Raw genomic sequence first — 23470 nt, 5'->3', positions numbered from 1 at the left:
TGTCTGTTGCTTTATCCTATGTGTAATTCTGTAAAATCTCACATTTCTGACTGGTTATCATACTTGTATGAATCCCAACTTTCTGCCTTTTTACAGGTAATCCAGTGGATTTACATAAGATCCATTAATCATAACTCCAAAATGGCAATGGGAACCCGTACTGTATCCGGTACTTCCTGCCTTGGCAATTACTTGTCCCTGTTCAACACTCTGTCCTACACTGACAACCAACTGGGAATTATGCATATATACTGTCGATACACCATTTCCATGATCGATCATGATGTAGTATCCTGCAGATGAGCTGTACTGTGATACAACAACTGTACCTGCTGCTGATGCAACAATATCACTACCGGTTGGACATGGAATATCAATTCCCTTATGGTTCGAACTTGCACCTGCTGTAGGTGAAGATCTTGGTCCGAAGTAAGAACTGATCCGGCTTCCCTGTGTAGCAGGCCACATGTAAGAACCACCGCTTGGTGTATAGTACTGTGGCTCACTGCTTCCGCTGCTACCGCCACTCTGCTGCTGTGCTGCACGCTGCTCATCCAGTCGCTTCTGAATGGCTGCCATCTCTGCATCTGCTGCATCAATCTCTTTCTGATACTGTTCAACCATAGCTGCCTGAGCGTCAATATCCTTGGAATACTCTGCGATCTTATTATTCTTCTCTGTAATTGTTGTATTCAGATTATCTTTTTCAGTTTCAAGATCAGCCTTAACACTCTCAACCTCTTTCAGGTCTTTTTCCAGTGTTGCTTCGTAATCCTGAATATCCTGTCTGGTCTGAATCAATGCATTTAACTGTTTCTGGTCATAGCTTGAAATCTGCTCAACATATTCTGATTTATTCAACATATCTGTAAAGGAAGCAGATGACATCAGTGTGTCTATGTATTCTACCTCTCCGTTTTCATAGAGATACTGAATACGCTTCATCATTGCTGCATACTGATTATCTTCCTCAACCTGGGCTGCTGCCAGCTTTTCCTTTGTATCATCGATCTCAGTATTCAACTGATCTTCTTCTTCCTCTTTTGCAGTGATCTTTGTCTGAATATCAGAAACCTGTTTATCAAGTACTTCAACATCACTGATCAACTGGTTCTGTCTCTCCTGCAGACCATCCAGCACATTCTGTGCATCTTTTTTATTTCCCTCTGCTTCATTCTTGCTGTCCTGTGCCTCCTGCATGGTAGTTGCTGAGACATTGGAAACCGGCGGTATTGCCGCAAGTGCAACTGCACATACGACAACAATTGCTGTCTTTTTGAATTTCTTCATCAATGGGATCTGAAATTTCTTCAAAATAAAACCTCCCTTAAACCTTCAAATGTTTTCTGGTAGTGATCAAACTACCAAACAAACCTACACCTATACCAAGTATTAAGCCTACCGGTACCATCGTACGGAACAGTTCCTCTTTGCTTACAAATGCAAATACTGATGTCAGAACTGCAAATCGTCCTGCCACATATTCCAGAATCTTCTGATACATAATATATAACAGATAAAGCGGAATAACAGAACCGACTGCTCCGATAATAATACCTTCTATTATGAACGGTGCACGTACAAAAAAGTTTGTTGCACCGATCAGCTTCATGATCGCAATTTCTTCCTTACGAACGGTAATACCGATCGTGATCGTATTACTGATCAGGAAGATAGATACCAGCATCAGTATCACAACGATACCGACGGAAGCATAACCGACCAGTGATGATAATGTCGAAATACTATCAGCCGTTACCTCTGAGCTTCTGACATTTCTTACACCGTCCAGTCCCTTTGCAAATGCTACAAATTCAGCCTGTTTGGATACATCCTTCAATGTTACCTCATAAGAAGCAGAATTCTTTAACGGATTGTCATCACCAAAAGCTGCTTTTGCTGCCTCCGGATCATCATAGTTCTGCTCACAGAATTTATCAAATGCTTCATCTGCACTGATAAAATCCATTGTGTTCACATAATCAAGAACACGGATCTGCTCTCCGATCAACTGAACCGTTTCATCCGGAATATCTTCATCAAAAAAGATAGATATCGTTACGTTGTTCTCCAGATCCTGCATTCCGGACTGGAAGTTAACAACAACTGCATATACAATACCAAATATAAACAAACACGAAATAATTGTACCGATGGATGCAAGGGAGAACAATATATTTCTTCTGATGTTTGTAAATCCCTGTTTCAGGATATAAAAGAATGTACTAATCTTCATCTATATAACCACCTTGTTTTTCATCGCTGATAACCACACCCTTCTTCAGTGTGATTACTCTCTTTCGCATCTCATTTACGATATCCTTATTATGTGTAACTACAACAACTGTCGTTCCACGTTTATTGATATCGTCCAGCAGCTCCATAATATCCTCTGAGTTCTTCGGATCCAGGTTACCGGTTGGCTCATCGGCAAGGATGATCTCAGGATTATTTACCAAAGCTCTTGCCATGGCAACTCTCTGCTGTTCACCACCGGATAACTCCTTTGGATATGACTTGTACTTATCAGCAAGTCCTACCAGCGTCAGCATAGCAGGTACTCGTCTTCTGATATATCTTGCAGGAGTCTGTATAACTCTCTGTGCAAATGCGACATTCTCATAGATGGTACGATCCTTTAACAGTCGGAAGTTCTGGAATACAACTCCAATCTTTCTTCTGACCTTTGGGATATTCTTCTTTTTGATCGTTTTATAATTATATCCCGCTACACGGATAGAACCGGATGTCGGATCTAGTTCCTTTAATAAGAGCTTGATCAATGTCGTTTTACCAGATCCACTGCTTCCAACGATAAAGACAAACTCGCCTTTTTCTATATTGATATTAACATTCTTCAGAGCCGTCATACCACCCGGGTAGGTCATAGTAACATTCTCTAACTCTATCATAATGGTTTCCTTTCAACTTTAACTGTCTGTACTTTCTCTCTCTTTGCATTTGCAAGTATAGCAACTAAATGTGAAATATATGTGTAAATCATGCATACAATATATTACAAAGAGACCAGCTTTTACCTTTAATAATCTAATGACTCCATATACTTCATGTATTTTACAACCATCAGCGCGATCTTAAATGTGATCGCATCCTCAAATACACGAAGATCCAGGCCTGTACTCTTCTGAAGCTTATCCAGACGATAAACCAGAGTATTTCTGTGAATGTATAACTGTCTGGATGTCTCTGATACATTCAGACTGTTCTCAAAGAACTTATCAATCGTCGTAAGTGTTTCTTCGTCGAATTCATCCGGTGACTTGCCATCGAAAATCTCACGGATAAACATCTTACAAAGCGGAAGTGGAAGCTGATAGATCAGACGTCCGATTCCCAGATTGCTGTATGCGATGATATTCTGGTTCTCGTAGAAGATCTTTCCTACATCCAGTGCCATCTTTGCTTCTTTATAAGAACGGGATACTTCCTTAATCTCATTTACAATCGTACCATAAGATACATGAACAGAAGACATAACCTCTGTATTCAGCATATCTACAACGACCTTTGCAATCTTATTCATATCATCATAGGACTCTGTCTGCTTTACTTCCTTTACAAGAATAATATTCTTCTCATCTACAGCAGTGATAAAATCCTTTGTCTTTGTTGAAAAGATATTACGAACCGTCTCAAGTGCATTGGTATCCTTCTCATTCTTGGTTTCAATGATAAATACGATTCTTCTGACATCTGTATCGATATGCAGTTTCTTTGCCCGGTTGTAAATATCAACAAGAAGCAGATTATCCAGCAGAAGATTCTTGATAAAGTTATCCTTATCAAAACGCTCCTTGTATGCAACTAACAGATTCTGGATCTGGAATGCTGCGATCTTACCTACCATATAGGTATCATCTGTCTCACCTTTTGCAAGTAAGATATGCTCTAACTGGTTATCGTCAAATACCTTGAAGAACTGGTAATCACGAATTGCCTGACTCTCTGCCGGGGAATCCACAAACGCAAGCACTGCCTCTTCGCAGTCATCGACATCCTTAAATGTTGATGCAAGTATTTTACCTTCTGTATCAAGAACACATAAATCGGTTCTTGTAATATTCTTTAATCCATCAATCGTATCCTGAAGTATCTGGTTCGATATCATATATTCTACACTCCTTATTCTTATATTCGGATTCTGTATTCTTTCCTTATCCATTCTGCCCGACGGATAAACCTCCCGGAAAGCATACGAATAACAAAATACACTACTGTACCTATTCTAAAACATATTTCAAAAAAAAAAAAGAGAAAATGCAGAATTTTCTGCATTTTCCCTCTTTGTTTATAAATATTAAGTATGTAGCATCTATTAGCTTACTAAGATTTCCTCTGTTTCCTTATCAAAGATATGAATCTTGCTTAAGTCAAATGCGAACTGAACTGTATCACCAGGTCTTGCTGTTGTACGAGCATTAACTCTTGCTGTGATATCGAACTGATCGATTGTGAAGTATAAGTAAACTTCTGCACCTAACATTTCATAGATATTGATTCTTGCATCAATAACGCTTTCTGGTGAAGACTCGATGAAGAGCTGCTCATCGTGGATATCTTCTGGACGGATACCAAGAACAACTTCCTTATCAACTGCATCAAGTGCGATAAGTCTCTCAGCCTTGCTGTCTGGAACTTTGATTGAGTGTGAACCGAACATTAAGAGAATGTCTGATCCAGACTTAACTACCTTACAATCAATGAAGTTCATAGGTGGCATACCCATGAAACCAGCTACGAATAAGTTACATGGCTTATCGTATAAGTTCTGTGGTGTATCTACCTGCTGAATGATACCATCCTTCATAACTACGATTCTTGTACCAAGTGTCATAGCCTCTGTCTGGTCATGTGTAACGTAAATGATGGTTGTCTGTAATCTCTGATGTAACTTGGAAATCTCAACACGCATCTGTACACGAAGTTTCGCATCAAGGTTTGAAAGTGGCTCATCCATAAGGAATACCTTAGGCTCACGAACAATTGCACGACCCATAGCTACACGCTGTCTCTGACCACCTGATAAAGCCTTTGGCTTTCTGTCAAGTAAGTGCTCAATGTCAAGGATCTTAGCAGCTTCATGAACAGCCTTGTCGATCTTCTCCTTTGGAACCTTTCTTAACTTAAGTCCGAATGCCATGTTGTCATATACTGACATATGTGGATACAGAGCGTAGTTCTGGAATACCATTGCAATATCTCTGTCCTTAGGCTCTACGTCATTTACAAGCTTGTCGCCGATCCATAACTCACCTGAGCTGATATCCTCAAGACCTGCGATCATTCTAAGAGTTGTTGACTTACCACATCCTGAAGGTCCAACGAAAATGATGAACTCCTTATCTTCAATTTCAAGGTTGAAATCCTTAACAGCATTGAATCCGTTAGGATATACCTTATAGATGTTCTTAAGTGATAAACTTGCCATTCTGCAAATACCTCCGTAAATATTATATAGTATTGTTTTATTTATTCATTCGTTCTGAACATAGTGTCATTTTACAACATTCCCCTTCTTTAAACCATATGATTATTGCCCAAAAAAAATTTTAATGTTTTGTTTGTTTTGTATACGACCGCAAAAAAACTAACATTTTGACGATATTCGCGTCGATTTAAGAACTTTTAAGGCGAGAATTTTGTGAAACCTTCACCAAAAACCTCCGTAACCTGCCCTACAATGAGAAAAGAATTTTCATCAATTGTCCTTATTTTATCTTTTAATTCTACTAATTGCCTACTTGACAAAACAGAAATAATCATTACACGCCCTTCATTCGTGTAACCGCCTCTGGTATTTAATACCGTCACACCTCTTCCAATCTCATTCATGATACAGGCTTTGATCTCTTCACAATGGGAAGAAATAATATATACCAGTTTTCCATGCCGGAGTCCCTGCACGATCACATCGGATAATTTTGTCGATATCGCAATCGCAATAACTGCATACAGCATATTTTCAAATCCAAATGCCAGTCCGCCTGCCACAACGATCGCCAGATCGATCCCGCCAAGAAATAATGGTGCTCCTATATCATGCCGCAGATGATTCAGGATCAATGCCATCAGATCAACCCCGCCGGAGGAAGCATTCTGCCGGAACATCAGCCCATAAGCACAGCCAAACATAACACCGCCAAGGATCATATTCAGCAGTTTATCCTGTGTTGCAAGCGGAAATGTGGGAATAGCCGCCATGAATACTGTTGAAACGGCTGTTGTATATGCTGTCCTTATCATGCTCTTCTTTTCCAATAGAAAATATCCGCAGATAAAAAGAGGTATATTGATCACCAGATTACTCAGCCAGACCGGTATGCCTGTTTCTCCGTTTCCCATCCCTTTTGTCAAATTCTCAATTATAATTCCAATTCCTGTCACACCACCCGGCACGATCTGTTCACTGTTAAAAATCCAGACAACCCCAAGCGACATCAGAAATGCTGCCACCGTAAGCAATGCATATGTTTCTATCACTTCGCCAATATTTTTCATATAAACCGCCTTTCATACAGTTTTTTATAGTATGTCCGATTTATTCCAGTGTAGTCATGTGCATCTAAAACAAAAAACAGGTACTGTCACACTTCTGTGACAATACCTGTTTTTTGTATGGGCAACCTGTACAAATACATGTTCTTCCAGTTGTTCTGTTTAATTTTTAATATCGCTAGTTCCTATAATAACGATAATATCATATCCATCAATTGATACATCACAATCAGATGCGCTTACGGAATCTACCGTTGACATCTCCGGCGAAGTTAATTCAGCAGCAAGATCTGCTCCATCATATGAACCGGATACACATACCTTTGAGGTTGCAATTGCAGACTGTGTATACGTACCAACTTCTACAGAAGTATAGCCCTTGCCTTCTAATGCTGTCTTCCATGCACCGGCAACGCCACTTGTTCCTGTCGCATTGATAACAAGGATCTTCGCATCTGTGGAAGCAACGGAACCCGCTTCGTCTGAGCCATCTGATCCACTGTTTTCTCCATCTCCATTCTTGAAGGTAGGATCATTTTCATCTCCTGCTTCTGTTACGATCTCTTTTCCATTTGTTGTTTTCTTACTGTCTTTCAGAGAATTATTCTTTACTAAGGTCTTTATAAGCAGTGCTCCCATAATAACTATCCCAATTGCAAGAATAATTACAAGTGCTCTGAGCATTGTTTCCAGAAATAATCTCAATACTTTTTTTCCCATTTTCTGGCCTCCATTTAATATATACTATAATGCATCCTAGGAACATCCGATTGTTCTTAAAACAGCCTACCAGTTCCATGCATCACAAATGCACCAAAAGCATTACTATTCTATGATTCTTCATTAACACCTAAAAATCACCTAATGAGTATACCAAACGAACTTTTAAATTTCAACCTGCATTTCCAATTTCTTATGTATCCGCGGCAAATGATCGACCAATATAATATACAATCCTGTATTTTGTCCATTTCCCCGACATAAAAAAAGAATCCTTATATGTTTTCATACAAGAATCCTTTTCCACTTCTATACTCTCTGTTTTAAAAATCAACCGATTCCATATATTTTTACTTCTGTACCCGTTTTTTCCCACAGACCTCACAAACTTCTCCACTGTTTACATGTCCGCAGCCCCAACATGTCCACTCCGAAGCCTCTGCTTCCTTCTTCGGCTGCTGACTAGTTGTCATTGTAAAATTCTTCGAAACGATCTCAACATTGCCATCTTTATCTACTGTCGTTCTCAGATCTGCCAATGTATTTGCCGCAGCAACCTCACTCTTTTTCTTTTTAATAAACTTTATTCCCATAATCTCTACCCCATATCTGCGCAACTTTGCATAGATTATTTTATAGCAATATGAACAATTTTTCAATAGAAAATTAGGGAAAATGCAAACGTTTACCAGACTACTGCCAGCCACCATCAAAGGTCAGGACCTGACCGGTCAGATAGCTGCCGACATTTGCTGTCGTTACGATAAAATCTGCGGCTTCTTTCTCTGTAGCCATCCTGCCAAACGGAATCTCCTCTTCCAGAACGGTTTTTTCTTCCAATGACAGATGTCCATTCATCGCAGTATCAATTGCACCAAATGCAATGGCATTTACCGCTATGCCGCTTGGTGCAAGTTCCTTCGCAAGTGCCTTTGTGAATGCATTGACCGCACCTTTGGTCGCTGAATACGCTACCTCACAGGAGGCTCCAACATTGCCCCATACAGATGAAATGTTGATAATACGTCCCTTATGTGCATGCACCATGTATGGCACAACCTGCCGGCATGTGTTAAATACTGACGTTATATTCGTATCTATAATCCTTTTCCAGTCCATTTCATCCATATCCGTCAGCAGTCCGACATAAGAAATTCCGGCATTATTGACCAACAGATCAATCTTCTCCCCAAACTGTTCGGTTACATGTTCTATAAACTGCTTCACAAATGTAAAATCTCCGGCATCACCGGTCTCTGCATAACAATCTGTGCCCTGCGCAAGTATCTTCTGTTGAACCTCTTTCAGCTTTTCCGGATGACGAAATGACGTTATGGCTATTTTTTTATATTGTTGTGCAAGGGCTTCCGCCGTTGCTGCACCAATTCCTGTTGATGCCCCGATAACTATTGCTGTTTTCTGCTCCATTCTTTCTGTTCTCGCTGTTCTTTCTATTTAAAATGTGATACCCAACAGATTGATCAACAACCCCCAGCACACACTAGTAACATACAAGGTTCCAACGACCATAATGTTTTCTTTCAATCTGTGGCGGTTCATACGGAACAATACCAGAAGTCCTACGCCTGCGCTGACAAGCAGGCCTGACATCATTGCTCCGGCACTGAGCATACCATCCAGATAAAGCTCCGTAATAATAACAGATGGTGCGCAGTTTGGTATCAATCCAATCAGTGCCGCCATTGCTTCTCCAAGGAACGGTACATCACCAAGAAGTCTTCCAATCGCATCTTCCCCTGCGATACCGATAATAATATTTAACACAAAGGATACCGCCAGGATAAATACCGTAATCTTCAAGGTGTGCTTTAATGCCGACATCCAGATTCCGTCCTCGCAGTTGCAGTGTTCCTGCTCGCACAGATCATGGATATGTTTTTCTTCTATGTCTGTACCATCATAGTGGATATGTCCATGATGTGTGTGTGTACTTTTTTCATCGTCGGTATGAATAATTTTTTCATCATGCACATGCACACTTTTTCCATTATGTGTTTGAGTATCTTTATTATGTGTACATTCTGCATTGACTGTCTGTGCTGCCTGAACGGAATATCCAGAATGCTTTGATTCATCTGCACTGTCTGTAATTTTAGAATTATCGTTTTTTGAAGACGCTGTACGCTTCGTTTTTCTTCCTGCCAGATATCTTCTGCGAATATATTTATTTGCAAGATCGACTGCATAACCTGTAACGACCGCAATGCACATTTTTGTAAGCAGGATACGAATAATTGTACCGGCATTTACTGTATGCGAAATAAAGATCGGGAGCATCTCATCAGAGGTTGACATAAATACTGCAAGCAAAACTCCTGCTGTAACCACACCACCACTGTAAAGGTTCGCTGCCACACAGGAAAATCCACACTGTGGAACGATTCCAAGTGCTCCACCTGCCAACGGACCAAACGCACCGGCAGACTGCATATATTGCTTCTGCTTTTCTTCTGTTCTCTGCTCCAACCATTCCATCAGCAGATATGTCACTAATAAAAATGGTATTAATTTTACACTATCGATCAGTGCATCTGAAAACGAATCAAATAACAATTCCATACTATCCATCTCATTCCTAAAAATATAATTTGCAACCAAGTTGCATTATCAGATTATAGCATTATTTTCCCCAATGTCAACTCCTATTATCAGAAATATTCAATTTTCAGCATGGAAATTCCTGTTATCTGGTTTTATTTTTCTATTTCTTTCTTTTCTTTCTTACTGCATTTGTCGCAAACACCATATAAAATGGAATCCTTGCAGCAAAGTGTGAACCCATGATCAGACAAAATGTGCTCTGATATCTCTTTCATGAAATCACAGTCCAGATGGATGACCTTTCCACATTCGGAGCATTGCAGATGTAGATGCTTCTGACATCTGGATGGCTGTTCTACATACTGATATCCTGCTTTTTCGCCCTTATCAGCCACATATTTCATCAGTGTCTTCTCTGCAACCAGCTTATCCAGATATCGGTATACAGTTGTCTTGTTTACCGAACACTCTTCCTGATCCATATGCTGTATAATATCCGACACATGAACGGCACGATCTTTATTCCGGATCAGATAATCAAGGATCATCTGTCTGCTCTTTGTCTGATATTCATGTTTACGTTCCATCTCAATTCCTGCTTTCTATCTGTTCTTAAGTCTCCACTATGTAAACTGTTATTCTATGCAGTATCGATCTACTGTCACAGTATCTGCCTTTTGTTACACATTCTATCTATACTTTATCTTCCTACTGCATATTCTAATTACTGCTGCACATTGTCCTGCATCTGCACCGGTACCCCCTGATAATAAGGTGTATTCGGAATATTTCTAAGATCCTGATTTCTCATATACTGAAGATATGCCAGTCCCTCATCAGAATATCCAAATCTCGCATTTGGACATGCCTGTGCAAGTACATTCAACAACTCCTGTTTACTCTTTTTTCCTCTTGCCAGTACATTAATAGCAACACGGTTCTTTGGAAAACGATTTTCGATTACATATTCACTTCCGGTTGGAATAAAGTTCGTCGATGTAGTATGCAGATAAATCAGATATACATCCCAGAGCCAGGTCATCTGTGTCGGCTGTTTCTTATTTGCAAGCACCTTATCAGAAATCAATACATATTGGTCTTCATATATTATATGCGAATATAACTGGTCGGCCATCTCCAAAAGCTGCGGGTTATTTTTCAAATAGCCGGTTTTTTCAGGTCGTACAATATTACGAATCCCCATTATGATAAATACAATTCCTAATAATGCAAATAAACCAAATAAAATGATCATACCCATTCCGTCATCTGCATTATCTGACATCACACCTATTGTGATCAATCCGAAAATCAGCATTAACACCGCTCCGCCGACAATCGCTGTGATTCCACCTTTTTTTATTTTTGCAAGTACAATATCTCTTCCCATATCAACATCCTCCTTTTTTATGTAAAAAGCATATAATATCTACATTATACGAAAAGATATCCATAGATTCAATCAAAAACTTTCCATAAAATCATTATAGATTTTATCTGCATATTCCGAAATAAAGCGTTATTAAATTTTCTTTTCTGTAATTGTTTTCTCGCAAAGAAAACCCCGAAACCGCATATCACGATTCCGGGATCTTATATTAACATTTACTATATAATAATTATCGTCAGATTTTGACCGGCATTTGATTAGCAAACGCCCTGAGCAAGCATAGCTTCTACAACCTTTTCGAAACCGGCAATGTTAGCACCTGCAACATAGTCGCCTTCTACACCGTAACGCTTAGCAGCGTCGCTGATGTTTGCGTAGATTGTCTCCATGATTCCCTTTAACTTGCCGTCAACTTCTTCAAATGTCCATGAAAGTCTCTCTGAGTTCTGGCTCATTTCAAGTGCAGATGTCGCAACACCACCAGCGTTAGCAGCCTTACCACCTACAAATAATACGCCATTCTCCTGTAAGTACTTAGTAGCCTCTAATGTTGTAGGCATGTTAGCACCCTCTGTTACAGAGATAATACCATTTGCAACTAATGCCTTTGCATCGTCTAAGTCTAATTCATTCTGGGTAGCACATGGTAATGCGATATCACCCTTAACATTCCATACACCGTGCTCGCCGTTCTTCTTCTCATGGTATTCAGCACTTGGTCTGGCTGCTGCGTACTCTGTAAGACGTGCTCTCTTAACTTCCTTAACTTCCTTAAGTAAGTCAACATCGATTCCTTCCGGATCATAAATCCAACCTGTTGAATCTGAACATGTTACACACTTAGCGCCTAACTGATGTGCCTTCTGGATCGCGTAGATTGCAACATTACCGGCACCGGATACGATACAGGTCTTACCAGCGATATCAATACCATGATCCTTTAATAATGCGTTTGTTAAGTATAATAAACCATATCCTGTAGCTTCTGTACGAGCAAGTGATCCACCATATGTAAGTCCCTTACCTGTAAGAACACCTTCGAATGATCCACGGATTCTCTTATACTGTCCGAACATGAAACCGATCTCTCTTCCGCCTGTTCCGATATCACCAGCAGGAACATCAACATCTGCTCCGATATACTTGCTGAGCTCTGTCATAAAGCTCTGGCAGAATGCCATAATCTCTCTATCTGATTTGCCCTTAGGATCGAAATCAGAACCGCCTTTACCACCACCGATTGGAAGTGTTGTCAGTGAGTTCTTGAAGATCTGCTCAAATCCAAGGAACTTGATAATACCTAAATTAACTGAAGGATGAAGTCTTAATCCTCCCTTGTATGGTCCAATAGCATTGTTAAACTGTACACGGAAACCTCTGTTTACCTGAACCTGTCCATTGTCATCTACCCAAGGTACTCTGAACATGATCTGTCTGTCCGGCTCTGTGATTCTTTCAAGAATCGCATTCTTTCTGTAGAGCTCCTCGTTTGCATCGATACAAGGTCTAAGTGAATCAAGAACCTCTGTTACTGCCTGTAAAAATTCTGGCTGGTCAGCATTTTTCTTCTTTACGATCTCCAGCGCTTCATCAACGTATGACATCTTAAAATCCTCCTTAAATTAATTATAAGTAAATCGCATCTCTGCGAAATTCATTTGGAGTAGTATTTTCTCTTTAAGAAAATTTCCACTTAAGATTATAAACAATAGACTTGAATTTATCAAGTAAAAATATGATTTTTATGAATTTTTTTATCTTTTTAATGAAAAAGCAGGATTTTCTTAAGTTGTAATGCGCTAAAGTGCTAGCAAATTAGCGGGATTTACAGGTCTTCCATCTCTGCCTTGATCTCATCCTCCGTTGCTGCCATTGCCTGTAATGTCATGGTCAGAAGCTTCTCAAGCTCCCAGTTAAGCTGTGCAGCACCACGTTCAATCACTTCTCTGGAACAGCCTGCAGCAAATCCCTTGCTCTTGTATTTTTTCTTCAGAGATTTCAGTTCCATATCCTTTGTGCTCTTTGACGGACGCATCAATGCCGCTGCCCAGATCAGGCCTGTCAGTTCATCTGCTGCAAACACCACCATCTCTTATTAAAACAGATCTCAAAAGACCTCAATTATTTTAACCGTCGTATTGATTCAAAAATAAATGGATGGTATTACTATTAAACGTCTTGTGGAATAATAGATAATACCATCCTTTATTTTGTTTCAAAGACTATATATTAGTTGAGTCCTTTGAGGTACTCGTCAATGCCCTTTGCTGCTGCCTTTCCGGCTCCCATAGCAAGGATAACTGTAGCTGCACCGGTAACTGCATCACCACCGGCATATACACCTGTCTTTGTGGTCTGTCCGTTTGCTTCATCAGCAACAATACATTTCCACTTATTTGTATCAAGTCCCTTTGTTGTAGATGAGATCAGTGGGTTTGGTGAAGTACCAAGTGACATGATAACTGCATCCACATCCATAACGAACTCAGAATCAGGAATCTCAACCGGTCTTCTTCTACCGGATGCATCCGGCTCACCAAGTTCCATCTTAACACATTTCATGCCCTTAACCCAGCCCTTTTCATCTTCAAGGATCTCAGTTGGATTTGTAAGGAGATCAAAAATGATTCCTTCTTCTTTTGCATGATGTACTTCTTCTACTCTGGCAGGAAGTTCTTCTTCACTACGTCTATATACAATATGTGTCTCAGCGCCAAGTCGAAGTGCTGTTCTTGCAGCATCCATTGCTACGTTACCACCGCCGACAACGGCAACCTTCTTACCAACCATGATAGGTGTGTTAGAGCCTTCCTTGTAAGCCTTCATCAGGTTACTTCTTGTCAGGTACTCATTTGCTGAGAATACACCATTTGCATTCTCACCCGGAATACCCATGAACTTAGGAAGTCCTGCACCGGAACCGATAAATACTGCTGAGAAGCCTTCCTCCTCCATTAATTCATCTATTGTTACAGATTTACCGACTACAACGTCAGTCTCAATCTTAACACCTAAGGATTTTACATTTTCGATTTCTTTCTTTACTACGCCATCTTTTGGAAGACGGAATTCAGGGATACCATAAACCAGTACGCCGCCTGTCTCATGAAGTGCTTCAAAGATTGTTACATCGTAACCCATCTTTGCAAGATCTCCTGCACAGGTAAGACCGGATGGACCGGAACCGATAACTGCAACCTTCTTGCCATTCTTCTCTGCTGCCGGTTCCGGCTTAATGCCATGCTCTCTTGCCCAGTCAGCAACGAAACGCTCCAGTTTACCGATAGATACAGGATCGCCCTTGATGCCTCTGATACATTTACCTTCACACTGTGTCTCCTGTGGACATACACGGCCACATACAGCAGGGAGTGCTGATGATTTGCTGATCACCTGGAATGCCTCTGCAAATTCGCCCTTCTTTACATGAGCGATAAATCCAGGAATATCAATAGAAACAGGACAGCCCTTTACACACTGTGCATTCTTACAGCCGATACATCTTGCTGCTTCTGCCATTGCTTCTTCTTCATTATATCCGTAACATACTTCTTCAAAATTCTTTGCACGAACCGCAGGTTCCTGTTCACGAACCGGTACTCTATTTAAAACGTCCATTATTTGTCACCTCCACACTGTCCGCATCCACCATGATGGGTGTCGCCTTCCTTGGCTGCAAGATATGCTCTGCCTTCCTGTGTCTTATAGATCTGCTGACGCTCCATAGCTTCTTCGAAGTTTACAAGGTGTCCGTCAAATTCAGGTCCGTCTACACATGCGAATTTTACTTCGCCGCCAACTGTTACTCGGCATGCACCACACATACCGGTACCGTCTACCATGATCGGGTTCAGGCTGACAACTGTAGGGATCTCAAGCTCTTTTGTAAGCTTACAAACGAACTTCATCATGATCATCGGTCCGATTGCTACGCATACATCATATTTGTTGCCTGCGTCTACAAGCTTCTGAATCTCATTTGTAACAACGCCCTTGCTTCCATATGAACCATCGTCTGTTGTAATGTAGAGATTTCCGGCAACTGCCTTCATCTGCTCTTCCAGAATGATAAGCTCTTTGGATCTTCCACCGATGATAACATCAGCGGCTACTCCATGCTCATGTAACCATTTTACCTGTGGATATACAGGTGCGGTTCCTACACCACCGGCTACAAATAAGATCTTCTTATTCTTTAATGTCTCTAAATCTTCTTCTACTAATTCCGACGGACGGCCAAGCGGTCCAACAAAATCTGTAAAGCTGTCTCCAACCTTTAAATTCTTCATCATCTCTGTTGCTGCACCTACTACCTGGAATACGATAGTGATCGTGCCTGCTTCTCTTGAATAATCGCAGATTGTAAGAGGAATTCTCTCTCCATCTTCTGAGCCTCTTACGATTACAAACTGACCCGGAAGACAATTCTTTGCTACTCTTGGTGCTTCCACGTCCATAAGATAGATTGCATCTGTCAACGCTTCTGTTCTAACAATCTTAAACACGTTTTTATCCTTCCTTTCTCTTTTCCCGACTCTCCACACAAGACTCAGGAATACTACACTGCCGAAATCGCACAATATAGTCCATTATAGCATCTATTAACAAATACTGTAAAGGTGTAATTTTCAGGCATTTTCATATAATTTTTACGTTACTCCAAACCGGAAAACAGATCGCTTTCTATCCGACTGATATCTTCAATCGGTATGATCGCTGCATCTGCCATGATCACCGCTCTCCTGTACAGATCGATTCGCTTAACGATACCGGAATGCGTAACATATTCTCCTCCGGCTTTTCTCTCATCCTGTACAAAATAGGTAATATCCACTAACTGTTCTGTACCTATATTGGCTGAAATAATGTTTAGTTTCTCATTCAATTCTTCCAATACTTCATCACTGAGCACCCGTTTCTCATCTGTCCGTCTGGCAGTCTCACGAATCGCCGCCGCATGTCCTGTCAGTGCCGCAAACGGCGCAAATTGTGCCGCCCGGTCATAGAGTGACATCTGCGGATGTGTCTTTGAAACAGGGTGTTCCAAATGAATGATATCATCATATTTATGGTTGTTCTGATCCTGCATGTTATATATACCTCTTTATGCCTTATGTCCGCCGATCTGTGCATTTCTGTCTTTCGCCGTTGCCCCTTCCTGCAGGTTCATGCCCTTCAGGATCGCATTTTTTCCATATTTTTTCTTGATGTTGAGCATGGCTTCCTGCATGTGGCGTTCCCGTTCCAGATCCGCTTCCTCTTTCTCCCTTTGTTTTTTTACAGCCTCATAATCTGTAAAAAAATCAAGTTGCTCATACGCATCGTCATTTGTGACAGTATGTTCATCCACCAGTTTATTCGCAGTAATATTGATCCTCCGGATCAAAAGATCCTTGTCGACGATCCGGTCATACAGTTCCATTACCGCATCCATAAGCATCTGCGTCGATGAGGTCTGCCGCTTCAGATTGATTGTCCCATGCGCATGCTTCGGAACCTTTCGTCCATATCGATCCGTCGTAACCGCCCCTTTATATTTCTTTCTTCTCGCCGGATCTGTCAGATTGTCAATATCATATCCGATCGTAAGCACGATCTGATCCGTAACAAGTCCCTTGTCCACCAGATCAAGCGCCATAAGATCGGTCATTTCCTTCACAACCAGCCTTGTCTTATCAAAATCATACGGACAATGCAGTACCTGCCCGGTGCAAATGCTGTTCGTCTCCGGCTTATATGCCTTGATCTGATCGATCGTGCAAGGCTCATATCCCCATGCATGATCGATCAGCAGCTCTGCATTAATGCCAAATAACTTATATAGTAAATCTTCATTATATAGTTCATTTGCCTTTCCGACCGAGCATCTCGCCACATCGCCCATCGTGTATAGTCCATATTCGGCTAATTTCTTCGCGTAGCCCTGACCGACACGCCAGAAATCTGTGATCGGCTTGTGACTCCAGAGCTTCCTGCGATATGACATTTCATCCAACTCCGCGATCCGCACTCCATCCTTATCCGGTTCGATATGCTTCGCCACGATATCCATCGCGATCTTACAAAGATACAGATTGGTTCCGATTCCTGCCGTCGCTGTAATTCCGGTCGTCTTTAATACATCCCGTATCATCATCATGGCTAATTCTCTGGCTGTCATATGATAGATATTCAGATAGCTGGTCACATCCATAAATACCTCATCGACCGAATAAATATGAATATCCTCCGGCGCAATGTATTTCAAATAAATGTCGTAGATCCGTGTACTGTATTCCATATAAAGTGCCATGCGCGGCGGAGCAATAATATAATCCAGCTGAAGAGTCGGATCTGTCCCCAGCTTCGTGCTGTCATCCGATGTCCCGGTAAAATGATGATCCGATATATTCCGTCTTCTTGCGTTATTTGCCTCCCTTACCTTCTGAATAACCTCAAACAATCTCGCCCTGCCCGGTATTCCATATGCCTTAAGAGAAGGGGATACCGCCAGACAGATCGTTTTCTCTGTTCGGCTCGGATCTGCCACTACTAGATTTGTGGTCAGGGGGTCTCTGTTCCGCTCTCTGCATTCTACGGAAGCATAGAAGGATTTCAGATCAATCGCTATATACGTTTTATTTTCTTCCATTTATCCATGCTCCTTCCGTATATTTTATCCACATCATCCGACAGTTGTTCTGCATTTTATTCCATTCTTCAATTATATGTAAAATGGTTGGTTTTCTCAATGGCAAAATACGGATACAAAGATAAAGTTCCACCTGTTTCCGGCGCTATGTCAGGGATATTATTGGAGCAAAAAAGTCCAGATACAGCATCTCTACCATATCTGGACTTCTACTAAAATATACATGCTATCTGTTCTGCCTGTGTCTTTAGCCTATAATTGCCTTAATTTCCGTTTCGCTCATATCGGTTACATCCATGATCTGCTCTAAGGAGTAGCCTTTCTTATGCATATTCAGAATAAATTCAATTTTTCCTTCTACCCTGCCAGCGGCTTCGCCCTTTGCATATCCCATTTCTTCTACGCCTTCACTCAGATTGCACATGATATTCACCTCTTTCCTTATACTGCGTCTGTCTACCGGTATGTTATATTCCTGTTTCATCAGCTTCAATTTTTGTTCTGCCGTCATTGTCTGTGACAATAGTGTTCCAAGCAATCGATGCAATTCATATCTTTCTTCCTTGGGTGGTATCTCCTTTGCCAGCCCAATCATCACGATGTTAGGAATATTCAGATTGCCTTTCCAATCCTGTCCCTCTACCAGATCATCCTTCACCATATGGATATGACTCAGACTGTTCTTCTCCATATTCATACAAATCCAGATGGAATATACCTGTTTGATCTCGTTATAGTCAGAACCTGTAAATTCCCGCTCTTTCTGGGATGACACCAGTCTTGCGGTGTAAAAGATTGCCCGATTTAAGATAAAGTACTTTGTCGGTTCATTCTTCTGTGCTTCCAGATTGATGATCATCTTTGCCAATCCATCCCGCATCTGTACATAGAAAATAATATCAAAATATATCTTTCCCTCATCAATTTCGGAACTTTCTGTATTCAGTCCGACAATCCGTTCACCGGTTCTGACATCCACTGCTTCTTTGTTCATTAGTCCAGGTTCAACCGGAATCTGGCTGATATACGGTTCACCTTCAATCAATGATACAACCGTATCTGCATCCATGCCTTTAAATTCTTCTACTACCCTGATCAGTATATGCGCCAATATGATCTTCTGTCCAAGCAGCCGCTTGGCACTGGCATCATACTGTGCTTTCTGATCAGTAGCATTGGAGGAATATACAATTTCGTTATCCATGTTCTATCTCCTTTCTTAATACTGATAGAACAGAATAACATGCATATTTTAGCTTTGTATATTACCTCCGTCTCTCCAAGTTTGATTGTAATGGATATCCGAACGGAAAACAAGTTTATAATTATTTACCTAAAAAGAATCCTCAATATGTCAGAATATCCTTTTATATCTCATCTTTTTGCTGTAAAAAGATATCGACTGTTACCCATTCCGGATCTACGTTGTACTCCATTCTCCCATTATAGGATTTTACCATACGTTCCATATTCTGGATTCCGTATCCATGACCATCTCCCTCTTTGGAAGAATAAAATTCACCGCCAGCCAATGCTTTATAACGGCTGCTGTCATATGTATTCTTAATTTGAAAACTGATCATATTTTCATAACAGCCAGCTTTCATAATAACCGCTTTCCTATCATTTCCTTTCAGACACGCTTCCATTGCATTTTCAAGAGCATTCGCCAGAACTCCACAAATGTCAATATCTTTAACACCCAGATTGCTTGGCAATCCACCATCAAATTGAAAATCAACTTCTTTAAATTTCTGATCCCTTGTAATGCCAAATATAATAGAATCAACCATAAAGTTTCCGGTATACCGAACCCGTTCTCGATTTAACTCTTTATCCTTCTGGGATAATTGTCCCATATATTTCTCCAATTCTGAATATTCTCCACCATAGACCAGACCTTCCATTGCTGCAATATGGTGTCTGAAATCATGTCTGAACTGCCGAACCTTCTCATAATCATCATGAACTTGTTCACCATATGCCAATTTCAATCCTAAACTTTCGCCATAAAGCCCTTCCGTTTCTATGTGTACATCATTTTGGTGTTTTAAACGATTTGAATGTAGGAAGAATACAATAATACAAGCAACGATTATAGCAAAGGTAAGCCCAATAATGTTATACAGCCGTGCCCTGTTTTCTGGTTTCCCATATGCCATAGTCATCATCATAATTATAAAAATGAAATAAAGACTCAGCATTGCTACTGATAATAAGGAACATTGCAAGGTCTCAATTTTCCTATTCAACATATTTTTTCTAACAAATCTGCGGCATCCCAAAACGATCAATATGACTATAATAAATGAAATTATATTTGCATATATCTTAATCCATCCTGCATCATAAATATAATACCACCATATTTTTCCTTTTATTAAATATCCTAATGTTACAAACATCGCAGTATCAATATAATTAACACCTATCAATGATAATACATACACTATAATTTTATTTTTCATTTTGCCATCATATAAAAGTAACACGATGAACAATATATAAAAAACTGATACAAAGGAAACTTTCCTTTGTATTAAATATATTTCTATTATAAAACCTATCAGACATATTCCAATTCTAAACCATTGTCTCTTATCTTTATAAAATTTTCCCTGGAATAAAAACGAAAAGATTATAAAATATTTAATAATCTCAATACTGTTATATAAAAAAATTTCTATCATGCTAATTCCATTTCATTTTTGTCTTGCAAAATTCAAAGTAACAGTCACGGCACTTATTGATGTTGGATCTTGGAATTGAAATTTCAGACCCATCTTTTAAAATCACTTTGTGATCAAGTCTCTGAATGTATTCCATATTAACAATACAGCTTTTACTTATCCGTAAGAAACTATTCCCTAATTCAACTTCCCAATCCTTTAAAGAACGTCTAACTAACTTCTTATCTGTCATAAATAAGCCATTTACTATTTTACCAGTAGTGTATTCAATATATGTATAGACATGTTCGGACATAATTTTTATGATTCTATCGTACTGTATACAAAAGCTACCTAACTCATCCTTTAAGTTAACTACTCTCTTTCCACTTTCTACCTGTTCAAACAATCTTAATTTATCTGCTAAAACATTTGTATTTTTATCAAAACTAACTTTATCTACAAAACCTATAACATATCTGCCGAACGCTTCTTGAATCATTTCATCATGACTTGTTAAAAATATGATACTACTTCCATATCGATATTGTTCCAATTCTTTTTTCAACCACAATCCATTCTTTCCCGGCATCTCTATATCTAATATAAACAAATCCACAAGTTCTTCATCATTTGTCAGATTTTGTATCAGACTTTCAGCAGAATGAAAAGCACTAATTTTTGACTTTACCGACAATACATTCCTGCATACATTCGCTACATTTTTTATTACTTTATCGTCATCATCACAAATAACAATATTCATAAAAACACCCCCATTCTTTTCTATTTAAAATAATACGTTATTTCTTTTTTATTTACAATAATAAGTTCGCTATTCGACATATTTCGAGAAAAACAGACAAAAAAATAGCCCAAATTACTTGGACTATTTTTATGTTCTGTTAATGCCACCATTAACAACCGCAGTCATTTTGTTTCTTTTGCTAGATATACAATTTTAACTATTATAAATTTTTCTGTTCACAATCCCCCTTTTATTAAAAGCCCCCTTTAGAATCATAAACTGTCATTGTTTTATATAGATAAATATTGTCTGTCAAAATATTTTTCCGCTCAACTCCATAATATTTTTTTATTTTCCCCAGCCTACAAATTTTTTAAGCCATTCCCAGAAATCAAGACCATATAATGCCATATTTTTCCCCTTTCCCTTTAAGCGCCATCCGTTATGTATTTCGTACGATGGTTATAGTTTAAGAGGCTATATGCGATTTTTCTATTTATTTGTTCTGAACCGTCGTTTTTTGTTCTGTAACAAAAGCTGCGTATAGGAATTGCACACATCTTGTCATTTTATCTACTTCAGAAGCATAAAAAAGTGCCCCGAATATACCTGATATAAAATACACAGTATACCCGGAGCGGGGTTGATTCTAATATATATTTATTTAGAAAAGATCCTTTACTTTCTGCCAGAATGTCATCGATCTGATCCTGAACCTGAATATCCATATCGCTTGTTTAACATGAAGAAAATGGAAGGATCTCTTATAACAAACGAAGAAGTTTCTTATAATACAAAAAAGCTTTGGCAGCTACATTAAAAGAACTGATGACACACAAATCATTTTCTAAAATAACCGTCAGTGAGATCATCCATACCTCCGTCCCTGCTGTTCTACTTGATTATGCTAAGAAAGTAAACAATAAAGAATCATCATTATAAAAAGGAAAATAACATTTGCAACTGTAAATTCCAGAAAATATCTGCCCCTAAATGACCGATCCTCTTTTGCAACATATTTGAAGCTGATCAGGCTTGCCATTGATGCTATCAACGTTCCAAGTCCCCCGAGATTGGTTCCGATCACCAGCTCCCGGATATGGTCTGTGAATCCGGATAACAAAATCGCAGCCGGAACATTACTCATTACCTGACTTGCAATTACCGAAGTGACCACCTCCCGTCCGGTCAATATATCCGAAAGCAGTTGACTGAATGCCGGGATACGTCCAAGATTACCGATGAATATAAATAACGCGATAAAAATACATAACAGAGAATAATCAACCTGTGTCAGAATTTTCCGGTCACGCAGAAGCAAATATAAAAATACTAACGCGAAAGGCACACCATACGGAAGAATATGTGAAACCGCAAGCAGACTTATGACAAACAGAATAAGATATGCTGTAAATTTTTCAATCCATTCCGCATCCTTTTTCTCCCATTTTGAACCGGAAGCACTCAACGAATCCTTCTGTCTTTTCGTTGAAGCTTTATCTTCAACAGAGTCTAAGCCTTTGTTCTGCTTTATTTCTGTCTTCCCATCATGACTTAACTTTCTTTTTCGAACCATGGATGCCAGACCGATCCATGCCATTAACAAAGCAAATGCGCAGACTGTATACGGCAGCATGATCTTTAAAAACTCCGCAATACCTATACCTGCTTTTCCATACAAATACAGATTCTGAGGATTACCAAGAGGTGTCAACATACTGCCAAGATTCGCCGCAATCGTTTGCATGACAATTACTTTTAGCATCCATTTGCTATCAGTGTCCGGATTCAGTTTCTTCATTATTATAATTGCAAACGGCACAAATGTAATAAGTGATACATCATTTGTTATAAACATCGACATAAAGAAACACAAGCATACAAGGATTACCGTTACTCCTCCGATCCCATGCACCTTTGATAACAGTCGTTCTGCTAATTTATCAAACACATCAATATTCCTCAAGCCGGCAACGATACTCATAAGGCAGAACAGGATCGCCAGTGTCCGGAAATCAATATACGAAATATATTCTCTGTCAGGAACTACAAAAAATACTGATATCACTGCCAGCACGACCGCGATCGATAACACGGTTTCCTTCTTTATAAAATATAAAATCTTTTTCATCCTTCTAATCCTCTTAACACATATTTTCTGCTTGCATTATTGTACTGCATTCACTTCCGCCCCACAACCTGTAATTCTGCAATTTATGATCAAGTCTTCCTTA

General features: G+C 39.6%; 21 protein-coding genes and 1 pseudogene. All 22 read right to left on the bottom strand.

Annotated features, from left to right (window positions below; all coding sequences use genetic code 11):
- Nucleotides 1-90: 90 nt before the first annotated feature.
- The 22 genes and pseudogenes from DXB77_RS01270 to DXB77_RS01165 all read right to left on the bottom strand — a co-directional run bounded on the left by DXB77_RS01270 (nucleotide 91) and on the right by DXB77_RS01165 (nucleotide 23367).
- Nucleotides 91-1314: a M23 family metallopeptidase gene (locus DXB77_RS01270; protein WP_243100121.1), complete on the bottom strand. Its 1224-nt coding sequence runs from the start codon at nucleotides 1312-1314 to the stop codon at nucleotides 91-93.
- Between the two features lie 13 nt (nucleotides 1315-1327).
- Nucleotides 1328-2236, bottom strand: coding sequence for a permease-like cell division protein FtsX (gene ftsX, locus DXB77_RS01265; RefSeq protein WP_117822188.1), 909 nt, complete (start codon nucleotides 2234-2236; stop codon nucleotides 1328-1330).
- A complete protein-coding gene (gene ftsE / locus DXB77_RS01260; RefSeq protein WP_021943136.1) occupies nucleotides 2226-2912 on the bottom strand; it encodes a cell division ATP-binding protein FtsE in 687 nt (228 codons plus the stop codon). Before ftsE ends, ftsX begins: the two co-directional genes overlap by 11 nt.
- A 128-nt stretch (nucleotides 2913-3040) precedes the next feature.
- Entirely contained in the window at nucleotides 3041-4129 is a 1089-nt protein-coding gene (locus tag DXB77_RS01255; protein WP_021943137.1) for a helix-turn-helix domain-containing protein, read from the bottom strand.
- A 207-nt stretch (nucleotides 4130-4336) separates the two neighbouring features.
- On the bottom strand, nucleotides 4337-5449 hold the full coding sequence (gene ugpC / locus DXB77_RS01250; protein ID WP_021943138.1) for a sn-glycerol-3-phosphate ABC transporter ATP-binding protein UgpC: 1113 nt from the start codon (nucleotides 5447-5449) through the stop codon (nucleotides 4337-4339).
- Nucleotides 5450-5646: 197 nt separating this feature from the next.
- Nucleotides 5647-6519 carry a YitT family protein gene (locus DXB77_RS01245; protein WP_118662490.1) on the bottom strand — a complete coding sequence of 291 codons (873 nt, stop codon included), beginning with the start codon at nucleotides 6517-6519 and terminating at the stop codon, nucleotides 5647-5649.
- A 159-nt stretch (nucleotides 6520-6678) separates the two neighbouring features.
- The gene (locus DXB77_RS01240) at nucleotides 6679-7236 is read right to left on the bottom strand and encodes a LytR C-terminal domain-containing protein (RefSeq protein WP_118662489.1); all 558 of its coding nucleotides are present in this window, start codon (nucleotides 7234-7236) and stop codon (nucleotides 6679-6681) included.
- Between the two features lie 350 nt (nucleotides 7237-7586).
- Complete coding sequence (locus tag DXB77_RS01235; RefSeq protein ID WP_117808322.1) at nucleotides 7587-7829, bottom strand: hypothetical protein; 243 nt, start codon at nucleotides 7827-7829, stop codon at nucleotides 7587-7589.
- Nucleotides 7830-7929: 100 nt separating this feature from the next.
- Complete coding sequence (locus DXB77_RS01230; RefSeq protein ID WP_118662488.1) at nucleotides 7930-8664, bottom strand: SDR family NAD(P)-dependent oxidoreductase; 735 nt, start codon at nucleotides 8662-8664, stop codon at nucleotides 7930-7932.
- A 27-nt stretch (nucleotides 8665-8691) separates the two neighbouring features.
- Nucleotides 8692-9816 (bottom strand): putative manganese transporter, encoded by a 1125-nt coding sequence (locus DXB77_RS01225; protein ID WP_243100120.1) that lies wholly within the window; start codon nucleotides 9814-9816, stop codon nucleotides 8692-8694.
- Between the two features lie 134 nt (nucleotides 9817-9950).
- Nucleotides 9951-10385: a transcriptional repressor gene (locus DXB77_RS01220; protein ID WP_117808319.1), complete on the bottom strand. Its 435-nt coding sequence runs from the start codon at nucleotides 10383-10385 to the stop codon at nucleotides 9951-9953.
- A 137-nt stretch (nucleotides 10386-10522) separates the two neighbouring features.
- Complete coding sequence (locus DXB77_RS01215; protein ID WP_117822191.1) at nucleotides 10523-11188, bottom strand: phage holin family protein; 666 nt, start codon at nucleotides 11186-11188, stop codon at nucleotides 10523-10525.
- 257 nt (nucleotides 11189-11445) lie between these two features.
- On the bottom strand, nucleotides 11446-12792 hold the full coding sequence (gdhA, locus tag DXB77_RS01210; RefSeq protein WP_118662486.1) for an NADP-specific glutamate dehydrogenase: 1347 nt from the start codon (nucleotides 12790-12792) through the stop codon (nucleotides 11446-11448).
- A gap of 221 nt (nucleotides 12793-13013) precedes the next feature.
- A pseudogene (locus tag DXB77_RS01205) lies at nucleotides 13014-13274 on the bottom strand (hydrolase); the annotation flags it as partial.
- A gap of 143 nt (nucleotides 13275-13417) precedes the next feature.
- Nucleotides 13418-14806: an NADPH-dependent glutamate synthase gene (gltA, locus tag DXB77_RS01200; RefSeq protein ID WP_021945015.1), complete on the bottom strand. Its 1389-nt coding sequence runs from the start codon at nucleotides 14804-14806 to the stop codon at nucleotides 13418-13420.
- The gene (locus DXB77_RS01195) at nucleotides 14806-15693 is read right to left on the bottom strand and encodes a sulfide/dihydroorotate dehydrogenase-like FAD/NAD-binding protein (RefSeq protein WP_021945016.1); all 888 of its coding nucleotides are present in this window, start codon (nucleotides 15691-15693) and stop codon (nucleotides 14806-14808) included. Before DXB77_RS01195 ends, gltA begins: the two co-directional genes overlap by 1 nt.
- A 149-nt stretch (nucleotides 15694-15842) precedes the next feature.
- Nucleotides 15843-16277 carry a hypothetical protein gene (locus DXB77_RS01190; RefSeq protein ID WP_118662485.1) on the bottom strand — a complete coding sequence of 145 codons (435 nt, stop codon included), beginning with the start codon at nucleotides 16275-16277 and terminating at the stop codon, nucleotides 15843-15845.
- Nucleotides 16278-16292: 15 nt separating this feature from the next.
- Nucleotides 16293-17819, bottom strand: coding sequence for a DNA methylase (locus DXB77_RS01185; RefSeq protein ID WP_118662484.1), 1527 nt, complete (start codon nucleotides 17817-17819; stop codon nucleotides 16293-16295).
- A gap of 247 nt (nucleotides 17820-18066) precedes the next feature.
- Entirely contained in the window at nucleotides 18067-19023 is a 957-nt protein-coding gene (locus DXB77_RS01180; RefSeq protein WP_118662483.1) for a hypothetical protein, read from the bottom strand.
- A 163-nt stretch (nucleotides 19024-19186) separates the two neighbouring features.
- Nucleotides 19187-20509 (bottom strand): GHKL domain-containing protein, encoded by a 1323-nt coding sequence (locus DXB77_RS01175; protein ID WP_118662482.1) that lies wholly within the window; start codon nucleotides 20507-20509, stop codon nucleotides 19187-19189.
- A 1-nt stretch (nucleotide 20510) separates the two neighbouring features.
- A complete protein-coding gene (locus DXB77_RS01170; protein ID WP_118483356.1) occupies nucleotides 20511-21254 on the bottom strand; it encodes a LytTR family DNA-binding domain-containing protein in 744 nt (247 codons plus the stop codon).
- 889 nt (nucleotides 21255-22143) lie between these two features.
- Nucleotides 22144-23367 carry an SLC13 family permease gene (locus tag DXB77_RS01165; RefSeq protein ID WP_118662481.1) on the bottom strand — a complete coding sequence of 408 codons (1224 nt, stop codon included), beginning with the start codon at nucleotides 23365-23367 and terminating at the stop codon, nucleotides 22144-22146.
- Nucleotides 23368-23470 lie beyond the last annotated feature (103 nt).

The sequence above is a fragment of the Clostridium sp. OM05-9 genome (assembly GCF_003481465.1).
Lineage (GTDB): Bacteria > Bacillota > Clostridia > Lachnospirales > Lachnospiraceae > Coprococcus > Coprococcus ammoniilyticus.
This window is presented reverse-complemented; position numbering and strand designations above follow the sequence as displayed.

Coding starts and splice junctions, on each gene's coding strand:
- ftsX (WP_117822188.1), bottom strand. CDS start 2,236: ATGAAGATTAGTACATTCTTTTATATCCTGAAACAGGGATTTACAAAC.
- ftsE (WP_021943136.1), bottom strand. CDS start 2,912: ATGATAGAGTTAGAGAATGTTACTATGACCTACCCGGGTGGTATGACG.
- DXB77_RS01255 (WP_021943137.1), bottom strand. CDS start 4,129: ATGATATCGAACCAGATACTTCAGGATACGATTGATGGATTAAAGAAT.
- ugpC (WP_021943138.1), bottom strand. CDS start 5,449: ATGGCAAGTTTATCACTTAAGAACATCTATAAGGTATATCCTAACGGA.
- DXB77_RS01245 (WP_118662490.1), bottom strand. CDS start 6,519: ATGAAAAATATTGGCGAAGTGATAGAAACATATGCATTGCTTACGGTG.
- DXB77_RS01240 (WP_118662489.1), bottom strand. CDS start 7,236: ATGGGAAAAAAAGTATTGAGATTATTTCTGGAAACAATGCTCAGAGCA.
- DXB77_RS01235 (WP_117808322.1), bottom strand. CDS start 7,829: ATGGGAATAAAGTTTATTAAAAAGAAAAAGAGTGAGGTTGCTGCGGCA.
- DXB77_RS01230 (WP_118662488.1), bottom strand. CDS start 8,664: ATGGAGCAGAAAACAGCAATAGTTATCGGGGCATCAACAGGAATTGGT.
- DXB77_RS01225 (WP_243100120.1), bottom strand. CDS start 9,816: ATGGAATTGTTATTTGATTCGTTTTCAGATGCACTGATCGATAGTGTA.
- DXB77_RS01220 (WP_117808319.1), bottom strand. CDS start 10,385: ATGGAACGTAAACATGAATATCAGACAAAGAGCAGACAGATGATCCTT.
- DXB77_RS01215 (WP_117822191.1), bottom strand. CDS start 11,188: ATGGGAAGAGATATTGTACTTGCAAAAATAAAAAAAGGTGGAATCACA.
- gdhA (WP_118662486.1), bottom strand. CDS start 12,792: ATGTCATACGTTGATGAAGCGCTGGAGATCGTAAAGAAGAAAAATGCT.
- gltA (WP_021945015.1), bottom strand. CDS start 14,806: ATGGACGTTTTAAATAGAGTACCGGTTCGTGAACAGGAACCTGCGGTT.
- DXB77_RS01190 (WP_118662485.1), bottom strand. CDS start 16,277: ATGCAGGATCAGAACAACCATAAATATGATGATATCATTCATTTGGAA.
- DXB77_RS01185 (WP_118662484.1), bottom strand. CDS start 17,819: ATGGAAGAAAATAAAACGTATATAGCGATTGATCTGAAATCCTTCTAT.
- DXB77_RS01180 (WP_118662483.1), bottom strand. CDS start 19,023: ATGGATAACGAAATTGTATATTCCTCCAATGCTACTGATCAGAAAGCA.
- DXB77_RS01175 (WP_118662482.1), bottom strand. CDS start 20,509: ATGATAGAAATTTTTTTATATAACAGTATTGAGATTATTAAATATTTT.
- DXB77_RS01170 (WP_118483356.1), bottom strand. CDS start 21,254: ATGAATATTGTTATTTGTGATGATGACGATAAAGTAATAAAAAATGTA.
- DXB77_RS01165 (WP_118662481.1), bottom strand. CDS start 23,367: ATGAAAAAGATTTTATATTTTATAAAGAAGGAAACCGTGTTATCGATC.